This is a genomic window from Flavobacterium sp. (genome assembly GCF_029242675.1).
Taxonomy (GTDB): domain Bacteria; phylum Bacteroidota; class Bacteroidia; order Flavobacteriales; family Flavobacteriaceae; genus Flavobacterium.
Map to the genome: position 1 here is coordinate 1 of NZ_JAQWTM010000434.1, position 8,295 is coordinate 8,295.

Sequence of the window (8,295 nt, forward strand, 5' to 3'; positions counted from 1 at the left end):
ATGTAGCACAATTTGCAATAAGTGCGTTCTTATAACAATTTGCCATGTACTTACGGATCGTATCGCTTGCGCATTCGAACTGTAGCGCTCGATGCGTTTGGTCCATTTTCGGGGTAACGCTTTTTCCAAATAGCTAGAAAACGGAACCGCCAATTTAACCATAAACGGAGTCGTAAACGTGGTAATTGCTGATACCGCCACTACAACAGGATATAAAAAGGAACTGGTTACATTCATTGTCATTCCTAGTGTTGCAATGATAAACGAGAATTCCCCTATTTGCGATAAACTCATTCCGGTTTGTACGGATTGCTTTAAAGGTTGTCCTGAAATTAAGGCACCAATTGTAGAACTTATAGACTGTCCAAAAATGGTCACTAACGTCAAGATAAATACTGGTACGGCATATTCTACAAGAGTTGTTGGATCGATTAACATACCTACTGACACGAAAAATACAGCCCCAAATAAATCCTTTACGGGTTTGATTAAGTGTTCTATTCGCTCCGCTTGTGTGGTTTCGGCAATGATAGATCCCATTATAAATGCACCTAAGGCAGGAGAAAAACCAACATTAGAAGCCAAAATTACCATCATCAAACACAAAGCCAGTGAAATTATAAGTAGCATTTCATCAGTCAATAAATCCTTTGCTTTTTTTAATAAAGTGGGAATAAAAAAGATACCACCAATAAACCAAGCGGTCAGGAAAAAGATTAGTTTAAAAACCGAATACAACAATTCACTACCCGAAAACTGCTGGCTAACAGCAACCGTAGACAGTAAAACCATCATCAAAATGGCAACAATATCTTGTACAATCAGCGAGCCAATCACGATACCGGCAAATTTTTGGGCTTTAACACCCAACTCATCAAAAGTTTTTAAAATTATAGTGGTCGAGGAAACGGATAAAATAACGCCTAAAAATATAGAATCCATTTGTTTCCAACCCATCCAACTCCCAATTAAAAAGCCCATCAGGACCATTACAATAATTTGGGTGACGGCCGTAATCGAGGCCGTACCACCCACTTTCATGAGCTTTTTAAAACTAAATTCGAGTCCAAGGCTAAACAGTAATACGATAACACCAATTTCAGCCCATACTTCAACACTCTTAATATCTTTGACCGAAGGGAAAAAATGAAAATGATTTCCAGCCAGGAACCCAGCAATCAAATACCCAAGAACGAGTGGTTGCTTTATTTTTTTAAATAGTAGCACGGCAATCCCGGCAGTCATTAGGATCAATCCTAAGTCGCTTATTAAGGGTTCTAAATGGGTGGTAGCTTCGGCTACGGTTGCTGCAGTACTCATGATTTTTATAGGGAACTAATCCAGCTTTTCATTGCAAGCTTTTAGTCAAAAATCTTTTTTATTAGGCTCTGGCAGGAGTTTCCTTTGGTCACTCGGCCATGAGCCATAAAAATAGATTTTTTTCCTGCAAGGCTTTCCATTGCAATCTGGGCTATGTTTACGTTACTATTTAATTTCTCGGTGGCAAATTGTTTTGCCATTCATAAAAAAAAGCTATCCATAAAGATAGCTTTTTTTACGAATTCTAATCTGTTTTTTAGATTCCTAAAAAGTTGCTAGGTGCAATTTGTAATAATTCGGTTTTAATAGCTTCTGAAACGTCTAGCGTTCCAATAAACTCATGAATCGATACTTTAGTAATGGCCTCGTTCGTTCTTGTCAACCCTTTTAAGGCTTCATACGGATTTGGATATCCTTCACGACGCAAGATCGTTTGAATCGCCTCAGCAACTACTGCCCAGTTTTTCTCTAAATCTTCATGAAACTTAGATTCGTTAAGCAATAATTTATTCAATCATTTCAAGGTTGCTTCAAACGAAATAATAGTGTGTCCCATGGGTACACCGATATTTCTTAAAACAGTACTGTCAGTCAAATCACGTTGCAAACGAGAGATGGGTAACTTAGCCGAAAGGTGTTCAAAAATTGCATTTGCAATTCCTAAATTTCCTTCTGAGTTTTCAAAATCAATAGGGTTTACTTTATGTGGCATAGCCGATGAACCTATTTCACCTGCTTTTATTTTTTGTTTGAAGTATTCCATCGATACATAGGTCCAAATGTCCCTGTCTAAATCAATAATAATGGTATTGATTCTTTTTAAGGCATCAAAGAATGCTGCAAAATGGTCATAATGCTCAATTTGTGTTGTTGGGAACGAATGGTGTAATCCTAAAGTGTCTCCCACAAATTTTCCTCCAAATTCTTTCCAATCAATTTGTGGATACGCTACATGATGCGCATTGTAATTTCCGCTTGCTCCACCAAATTTGGCGGCAAAAGGAACGTGAAACAACAAACGCATTTGCTCTTCTAAACGTTCTACAAAAACACCAATTTCCTTACCTAAACGCGTAGGTGAGGCGGGTTGTCCGTGTGTACGGGCAAGCAACGGAATGTGTGCCCACTCTTCACTTAATTCTTTTAATTTAGCGATCAATCCAATTAATGATGGCATATAAACGCTCTCAAAAGCTTCTTTAGTCGAAAGCGGAATCGCTGTATTATTGATATCTTGGGATGTTAATCCAAAATGGATGAACTCTTTGTATTGTGATAATCCTAATTTTTCGAATTTATCCTTGATAAAATATTCTACCGCTTTTACATCGTGGTTGGTTACTTTCTCAGTTTCTTTGATCCAGAGCGCATCTTCGGTGGTGAAGTTTTTGTAAATAGCACGCAAACTTTCAAATAAATCGGTATTTACAGTCGCTAGTTGTGGTAACGGAAGTTCGCACAAAGCAATAAAATATTCAATTTCAACTAATACTCGGTATTTTATTAGCGCTTCTTCTGAGAAAAAAGGCGCCAGTGAAATGGTTTTACTTCTATATCGTCCGTCGATAGGCGAAATAGCATTCAATTCGTTTAAAGTAGTCATTGTTGTGTTATTTGTTGTAAAAGCACAAATATAAAGCATTAAGGGCACAATCGAAAAGGAATAGTTTTTTAAATCAAGTCCATCAACTCCTTTTGTAATTGTTGCATTCCTTTCGAAGCAATTTCGGGAATTAGGTGCAAGGGATTCCTTAAATTCGGTATTTTGATGGGTTTAGGGTCTATGTAGTAAACGGGAGTTGTCGCTTTAGTGAAATCGATTAAACCAGCTGCTGGATATACTTGCAAGGAAGTACCAATAACAGCGAAATAATCAGCAATTTCAGTGAGTTCAACCGCTCTTTCTAAAGCGGGAACTTCCTCACCAAACCACACAATGTGCGGACGCAATTGATTTTGGTTAGTGTCAAAATCTCCAAAGTTTAAATCTTCGCTCCAATCTAAAATGTAATTGGGATTTACCGTGCTTCGAACCTTTAGTAATTCACCATGCAAATGCAATACCTTCGTGCTTCCTGCGCGTTCGTGTAAATCGTCGACATTTTGAGTAATGATTTGAACATCAAAATCACGTTCTAGCTCGGCCAGAAGGATATGTGCTGCATTGGGAGTCACTTCTTTCAGTTGCTTTCGTCTTTGATTGTAGAAATCGAGAACTAAAGCGGGGTTTTTGTGCCAGCCTTCTGGTGTGGCAACATCGAGTACATTATGCCCTTCCCATAAACCGTCGCTATCACGAAACGTTTTTATACCGCTCTCTGCACTAATTCCTGCTCCGGTTAGTACCATTACTTTTTTTTTCATTTTCTTATAATTTGAGCGTGTTCGTCGCGGCGAACGGGCTTTCTGCTGTATCTTTATGGGGAAAAGAGCCCATAAAGGATACCGCGGCAATCCCTCACGCTAATTCGATATACATTGTTGATTTGCAATACAATAAAGTCAATCTTATTTTGAATGCTTCGATTATCTCTATTAGAGTTACGAATTTATGCTTTTATCGGACTGTATTTTATAAATTTGGGTTAAAATTACTTTTAAAACAAAGTGTGATGAACAAAGTAGGTGTCCTTTTCTTATTTATGAGCAGTTCGGTTTTATTTTCTCAAAGCGCTAAGTCTCCTCTACAGACTGTAAAATTTGAGGATACTTCTTTAGATTTAAATTTCAGTCCTTTTAAAGTCAATGGACTAACCTATGATTTTTCGAAACGAGATACGCCATTCTCTCTTTATCATCCCATGCCGGGACTAAATGTTATGAGCCTTAATTCAAGGTATTATTATTCTATGGACAATACAAGTCGGTTACTGGGAATTGAAATGAAGGAGTACGAGAAAGAGCCCATTTTTCCAGATGTAAAAAAAACAACTTTGGGCGAAGCGGTATTTTTTCAAGTGATGAATTCGTTGTTTGATAAATAAAACTGATTCTTTTTGCTAGTTTTGCAGCAAATAAAAACAAATATGATTGACTTAAAATATCTTGAATTTCTCGAAAACATTTTAACAGACAACCGAAAGGAACGTTTTTTAAATGTACTGGAAAACCGAACCAATCATTTTACGATTGCTGTTGAGGATATTTTTCAAATGCACAATGCGAGTGCTGTGATGCGGAGTTGTGAGGTTTTTGGGATTCAAGAACTTAATGTTATCGAGGAACGATACGGAAAAAGTATTGATAAAGAAATTGCCATGGGTGCCCAAAAATGGGTCGATATCAATACATTCGATTCTGTTAAAAGTTGCCTTGATTCAGTAAAAAGTAAAGGATACCAAATCATAGCCACTACACCACATGACAATGATTGCTTACTTGAGGATTTTGATATTTCGAAACCGAGTGCTTTGTTTTTTGGTACGGAGCGCGACGGATTATCTGAGGAAATCATGCAGCGCGCTGATGGTTTTTTAAAAATTCCGATGGTGGGTTTTACCGAAAGTTTGAATATTTCGGTTTCGGCAGCGATTATCATTCAGAATCTTACCAATAGATTGAGACGATCAACGATTGATTGGCATTTATCCGAGGAGGAAATGTTGGTTAAAAGATTGGCTTGGGCCAAAAGTTCGATAAAAGATATCAAACGAATCGAAGCGCGTTATTTTGAAGAAAATCCGCGATAAGAATTGTATTTCGTTTTCTGCCCCAGATAGTAGCGGTAGCCCTGACTGCAAAAGCAGTTTTTTATAGGAACAGTAGAGCGACCATAGGAAGCTCCTACTGTGACCTAATAAAAAAAGCTTTTTAAAGGAAGGCTTTAGCGTATAGCTGGAATAGGCACATTTTAATAGAAAGAAGCTTTAACTAGTTGTTGTAACTACTTATTATGGCATATAAAAAATCCCCAACTACAGTTGTAATTGGGGATTTTTGGATTAGTATCAACTTAAAAAAGTTTGTTTACCTATTTTGCATCAAAGCGATCTGCGTTCATCACTTTAGTCCAAGTGGCTACGAAATCGTGAACAAATTTCTCTTTGTTGTCATCTTGCGCGTATACTTCAGCGTAAGAGCGTAGGATAGAGTTCGAACCAAAAACCAAGTCCATACGAGTGGCAGTCCATTTTACAACTCCTGTTCTACGGTCACAAATGTCGTATAAGCCAGGTGTTGTAGGTTTCCAGCTGTTACCCATATCCGTTAAATTCACAAAGAAGTCAGTTGTTAAAGCACCTATTGTATTCGTGAAAACACCATGTTTAGTGTTACCAAAATTGGTACCTAACACTCTCATACCACCTACAAGAATTGTCATTTCTGGTGCGGTCAATCCTAATAATTGGGTGCGGTCAAGCATTAATTCTTCTGGACTAACTTCAAAGTCTGCTTTGGTGTAGTTACGGTATCCATCAGCGATTGGCTCAAGTGGCTCAAAAGATTCGGCATCGGTCATTTCATCAGTAGCATCTCCACGTCCAGGCGTAAATGGTACCGTTGTTGGGAAACCGGCTGCTTTTGCTGCTTGTTCCACTCCTAAGTTACCAGCTAAAACAATGGTATCAGCAATACTAGCTCCAAATTCAGCAGCGATAGGCTCCAAAACTGAAAGCACATAAGCCAATCGTTGTGGCTCGTTTCCGTGCCAATCTTTTTGAGGTGCTAGACGAATTCGTGCTCCGTTAGCTCCACCACGCATGTCCGATCCACGGTAGGTGCGAGCACTATCCCAAGCGGTGTTGATCATGTCTTGTATTGATAAGCCTGAAGCAGCTATTTTACTTTTTAATGCATCGACATCGTAATTTTTATTTCCAACCGGGATTGGGTCTTGCCAAATTAAATCTTCCTGAGGTACATCAGTACCGAAGTATCTCGCTTTTGGTCCCATGTCTCTGTGCGTTAATTTAAACCAAGCACGAGCAAATACATCAGAGAAATATTGTTGGTCGTTCATGAATTTCAAAGAGATTTCTCTGAAGATTGGATCTACTTTCATCGCCATATCTGCATCAGTCATCATAGGATTCAAACGGATACTTGGATCTTCAACATCAACTGGCTTGTCTTCATCTTTAATGCTTACGGGCTCGTATTGCCAAGCACCTGCTGGGCTTTTTACTAATTCCCATTCATGGTTGAATAACATTTCGAAATAGCCACCATCCCATTTAGTTGGGTTTGTTGTCCAGGCTCCTTCGATTCCGCTAGTTACTGTATCACGTCCTTTACCAGTTCTTGTAGGATTGCTCCATCCAAAACCTTGCTCTTCAATAGCACCGCCTTCAGGTGATTCGCCTAAGATGCTTGCGTCACCATTTCCGTGTGCTTTACCTACGGTATGACCTCCAGCTGTTAATGCAACTGTTTCCTCGTCGTTCATGGCCATTCTTAGGAATGTTTCACGAATATGAGCAGCTGTTTTTAATGGATTTGGTTGGCCGTTTACTCCTTCTGGGTTTACATAGATCAATCCCATGTGAACTGAAGCCAATGGTTTTTCCATAGTTGACGGGTCTTCTAAATCAGCGTAGCGTTGTTCACTTGGAGCAAGCCATTCTGTTTCAGATCCCCAGTAAATATCGATTTCTGGACTCCAGATATCAGGACGTCCAAAAGCAAATCCGAATGTTTTTAAACCCATATTTTCGTAGGCGATTGTACCAGCAAGTACCATTAAATCAGCCCAACTTAATTTATTTCCGTATTTTTTCTTAATAGGCCATAACAATCTTCTTGCTTTGTCTAAGCTAGCGTTATCAGGCCAAGAGTTTAATGGAGCAAAACGTTGGTTTCCTGTTCCACCTCCTCCGCGACCATCATAGGTACGGTAAGATCCTGCAACGTGCCAGGTAAGACGAATCATTAATCCTCCATAGTGTCCCCAATCAGCAGGCCACCATTCTTGACTGTCCGTCATTAAAGCATGCATGTCTTTTTTAAGAGCTTCAATATCTAATTTCTTTAACTCTTCAGCGTAATTAAAGGATGTACCAAGAGGGTTTAATTTAGTGTCATTTTGATGTAAAATGTCTAAGTTAAGCGCATTTGGCCACCAGCTTTTTACAGCTCCTTGACTTCCTGTATTGGAACCGTGCATAACCGGACATTTGGCTGCTGCCGCAGAATTATTTCCTTCAACTATTGTTGTACCATCTGGAGCAGGAGTTTGTCCGTGGTTTACGGGACATTTACCTTGCTCGTTACTTGTGTTATTTTCCATATTTGTTTTTTTAGTTTGTTATTATCGTTGCATACAAATTTAACCTAATTGTGAATGTAAAAGCGCTGTCTCTAATCTTGATATTTTATAAAACGATAAGGAAAAGTTATTGTATATTTTTATTTAATAGTCTATTTATATGGTTTTAAAAAAGACATTCTCTCGAAAGTAACGAAAATTGGTGAATTTGGAGTTACGATAACGTTAGGAATTGCAGCTGTTTTTATTTTAGAGGTATCAATCTTGTAAGCTTTAAAAACGAGAGGTGGAGCAATAGGGTTCAACCTAATTGTCGTTTTACTAGCCCTGACTGCAGCGGAAAGCCTACGCAGGTTGAAAACTACTATTTTCTAGTGGTGGCAGAGCGACCAGCGGAAGCTCCTGACAGGGCTAAGAAAAAGAGTTTGAAACCAAGTAGCTTGAAGTGTAAGGCAGGAGTAGCTACAAATAAAAAATCCCCAACTACCATAGTAATTGGGGATTTAGCGTTTTATAAATGAGAAGTGTTATTTTACAACAACCCATTGGCCGGTTGCTACTAATGCTTCTGCTTTTTTATATTTCATTTCTTGCGTTTGACCGTTAGCAACATTTTGAATAGTTACAGTATCGTTGCGATTGATTTTAGGCATATCTCTGACGATTGTTTCTGTTACTTGACGTTGCTGTGTTTCCCCAGCTTCGCGATTCATGTTTTCGCTGTTTGGAATTTCGTCTTTGCTTAGTTGTAAGTTTTCTTTTGGACGACT

Annotated in this window: 6 protein-coding genes and 1 pseudogene; 2 read left to right on the forward strand and 5 right to left on the reverse strand. The window is 38.7% G+C overall.

The window, feature by feature from the left end; genetic code table 11:
- The 3 genes and pseudogenes from P8M54_RS15800 to P8M54_RS15810 all read right to left on the reverse strand — a co-directional run.
- Window positions 1-1,320: cation:proton antiporter (locus P8M54_RS15800; RefSeq protein WP_300289003.1), on the reverse strand; the 1,320-nt coding region annotated here is incomplete at its 3' end.
- Window positions 1,321-1,576: 256 nt separating this feature from the next.
- Window positions 1,577-2,923: pseudogene (gene purB, locus P8M54_RS15805) on the reverse strand (adenylosuccinate lyase).
- Window positions 2,924-2,991: 68 nt separating this feature from the next.
- On the reverse strand, window positions 2,992-3,684 hold the full coding sequence (locus P8M54_RS15810) for an NAD-dependent deacylase (protein WP_300289004.1): 693 nt from the start codon (window positions 3,682-3,684) through the stop codon (window positions 2,992-2,994).
- A 248-nt stretch (window positions 3,685-3,932) separates the two neighbouring features.
- Here P8M54_RS15810 and P8M54_RS15815 point away from each other — a divergent pair, with 248 nt between their 5' ends.
- Both P8M54_RS15815 and P8M54_RS15820 read left to right on the forward strand, forming a co-directional pair.
- A complete protein-coding gene (locus P8M54_RS15815) occupies window positions 3,933-4,304 on the forward strand; it encodes a hypothetical protein (protein ID WP_300289005.1) in 372 nt (123 codons plus the stop codon).
- Between the two features lie 42 nt (window positions 4,305-4,346).
- Entirely contained in the window at window positions 4,347-5,009 is a 663-nt protein-coding gene (locus tag P8M54_RS15820; protein WP_300289006.1) for an RNA methyltransferase, read from the forward strand.
- A 281-nt stretch (window positions 5,010-5,290) separates the two neighbouring features.
- Here P8M54_RS15820 and katG read toward each other — a convergent pair whose 3' ends face one another.
- Together katG and P8M54_RS15830 are read right to left on the reverse strand one after the other, a co-directional pair.
- On the reverse strand, window positions 5,291-7,546 hold the full coding sequence (gene katG, locus P8M54_RS15825; RefSeq protein WP_300289007.1) for a catalase/peroxidase HPI: 2,256 nt from the start codon (window positions 7,544-7,546) through the stop codon (window positions 5,291-5,293).
- Between the two features lie 506 nt (window positions 7,547-8,052).
- Window positions 8,053-8,295 (reverse strand): hypothetical protein (locus P8M54_RS15830; RefSeq protein ID WP_300289008.1); only part of this gene is annotated, 243 nt, incomplete at its 5' end.

Bases quoted from the DNA above. Each gene is read 5' to 3' on its own strand.
- P8M54_RS15815 (WP_300289005.1), top strand. From the start codon at position 3,933: ATGAACAAAGTAGGTGTCCTTTTCTTATTTATGAGCAGTTCGGTTTTA.
- katG (WP_300289007.1), bottom strand. From the start codon at position 7,546: ATGGAAAATAACACAAGTAACGAGCAAGGTAAATGTCCCGTAAACCAC.
- P8M54_RS15810 (WP_300289004.1), bottom strand. From the start codon at position 3,684: ATGAAAAAAAAAGTAATGGTACTAACCGGAGCAGGAATTAGTGCAGAG.
- P8M54_RS15820 (WP_300289006.1), top strand. From the start codon at position 4,347: ATGATTGACTTAAAATATCTTGAATTTCTCGAAAACATTTTAACAGAC.